We start from the raw sequence: 2,454 nt of genomic DNA on the forward strand, positions 1-2,454 counted from the left end.
GGCGTCCAGGACCCGGGCCGAGCTGGGGATGTCCAGGTCGGGGAACTTCAGCGCCGTACGCGTGGTGCCGTAGGCGGTGGAGTTGTTGCCGACCGTCAGCCAGGGCTGCGGCACCCCGTCGGTGATCGTGTCGTGCGGGGTGGACGGCTCCGCCGAGGACAGCGTGGTGTCCTGCGCGGCCGGGATGACCTTGGTGGTGCGGCCCGCCTTGGGCAGCCGCACCAGCTGGGTCGGGGCCGGGGTGACGCGGCCGTCCTTGGTCTTGACGGCGACCATGTAGTAGTACGCCCGCCCCAGCGGGTCGGCGCTGTCGGCCGCCGTCGGGGTCGCGGAGGTGTCCGTGTAGGAGGTCGTGCCGGACGCGACCGGGGCGACCAGGGTCGCGGCGGACGGGGTGAACGTCTGGAACACCGAGCGGTGGACCTGGTACTCGGCGATGTCGTCGTCGGTGGTGGCCGAGGAGGGGTCGGAGTAGGCCGACCACTTCAGCTCCGCGCCGGTGTCATGGATCGTCGTCGGGGCGTCGAGTTCCACCCCGGGACGTCCGTACGTGAGGATCAGCCGCGGGTAGTTGGCCGACTCGCCGCCGTACCCGAACTCGCTGCCTTCGTAGCGGGGGCCGCCTTTGGGGCCGCTGGACGATTCGTCCCCGGCTTTGATGACGAAGCCGTGGTTGTCGTGGGTGCCGTCGATCCACTGCTGGACCGTCCTGGTCACCGGGAAGGAGTGCCAGGTGTTGACCTGCGAGGGCTGCTTGGTGACCACGCCGCCCTTGGTGAAGCGGACCGCGTCCGCGATCACGGCGGTGGAGGTGGAGGCGGGGCCGTCACCCAGGACGACCTTGCCCGCCGTACCGGCCTTGAAGCGGTGCGTGCCCAGCGTCTTCCACACGCCCTGGCTGCCCGCGGACTGGTCGACGGTGTACGTCTTGGAGCCGCCGTCGTAGGTGACCGTGTACGGGGCGTCGGTGGCGCGGTCGGAGGCGGGCACGTAGTGCGCCTCGACCTGGTAGTCGCCGTCCTCGGGCAGGCTGGGCTGCCAGGTGTAGGCGTCCCCGCTCACCGAGTCCTTGTTGTAGCGGTAGTCCTGCCCGACCGCGTACTGCGTGTAGTCGGTGTTGCCGGACGCGGGCCACGAACCCGTGGCGGCCGTGGTGCCCAGGTCACCGTCGTCGACCAGTACGGACGTACCCGACAGCTCACCGGTCAGGTTGCTGGCGTTGTTCCAGGTCGCCCCGGACTCGGTCCACGCGCCGGTGGCCCGGTGCGCCTCCAGCTGCACTTCCGTGCTGTTGGTGGTGTGGGTCTGGTCGTAGTAGAGCTGGAGGTCTGCCGAGTCCAGGCGGGTGCCCGCGGGGATGCTGCCGACGGGGAAGCGGAGCAGGGCGCGGGAGCTGCCCGTGGAGGTGTTACCGACGGACAGGCGCCAGTTGTCGTCGTAGTTCGACGCCGGGCCGTCCGAGGAGATCATCACGTCCTGCGCCGTGGACGGCGTCGGGGCGATCGCGATCGTCGGGTCGATGGTGACCGGATACTGACGGTCCTTCGCGGCCAGCCACTTCGCGTCCGGTACGACGGTCAGCTTCCAGCCGTCGCCGTCCCGGGTCAGCTTCTGCCGTACGGAAGTGCTGTAGGCGGTCCCGTACGGCGACTCGCGGTCCTTGCGCGTGTCCGTCATGAACGCGGCGGGCATCACCAGCACCGGATCGGCCGCCTCGCCGTAGAAGGCGATCGAACCGTCCTTGCGCGCCTTCGGGGTGAGCCCGTCCGTGTCCAGGGTGAAGGTGAAGGCGACCGGCCCGCGGGGGGCCTGGGCGAGGACGATGTTCTCCTTCACCCGTCCCGGACCGACCTGGTAGGACAGGTCCGCGCCGTCGATGGCGTCCTGGTAGGTGACGGTGTCGCCCTTCGCCACCGGGTCGAGCCGCCCGGCGCCGGGCAGGCCGACCGTGACCGCGTGCCCGTCGGCGGACTCCACGCGCAGCAGCCGCTTCGCGTCCGCCCCGAACCAGCTGCGTGTCGCGTTGCTGGTGTTGGCGAACTCGAACCCCTTGCGCTGCGAGGAGCCGATGCGCGGGTCGATGTCCTTCCACGCCTTCCCGGCGCGGTAGCCGGTCGGTGTGGCGGAGACCTCCGCCTGTACGCGTCCGTCGGACAGCTGCCAGAACCGGGCGTTCGCGGTGCGGTGTCCGGTGAGTTCCCTGACGCGTTTGGCCTTTGGCGCGTTCTTGCCCTTGGGGAGTTTCTCCCGGTCGGCTATGCCCGCCTCGTCGTGCGAGGGCGGCTCGGGTGTCTCGGGGTCGTCGTCGGTGAACCAGCCCTTGACGGTGTCGACGATCCCGCCGCCGTCATTGTCGTTCGAGGGTGGTGCGGCGTAGGCGAGCTGGGGCAGTGCGGTGCTGATCACCGCGGCTGCCACCATGCAGGCCGTTGCCCTTCCCAGTCTGGGTCTCAC

Annotated in this window: 1 protein-coding gene; it reads right to left on the reverse strand. The window is 70.3% G+C overall.

Translation table 11 applies throughout. The annotated features are described in order from the left end of the window. The coding region (locus KBY47_RS36100) for a DNRLRE domain-containing protein (RefSeq protein WP_308405424.1) at positions 1-2,406 on the reverse strand (2,406 nt) is incomplete at its 3' end. Positions 2,407-2,454: the final 48 nt, after the last annotated feature.

It is taken from the genome of Streptomyces sp. B93 (assembly GCF_018070565.1).
Taxonomy (GTDB): domain Bacteria; phylum Actinomycetota; class Actinomycetes; order Streptomycetales; family Streptomycetaceae; genus Streptomyces.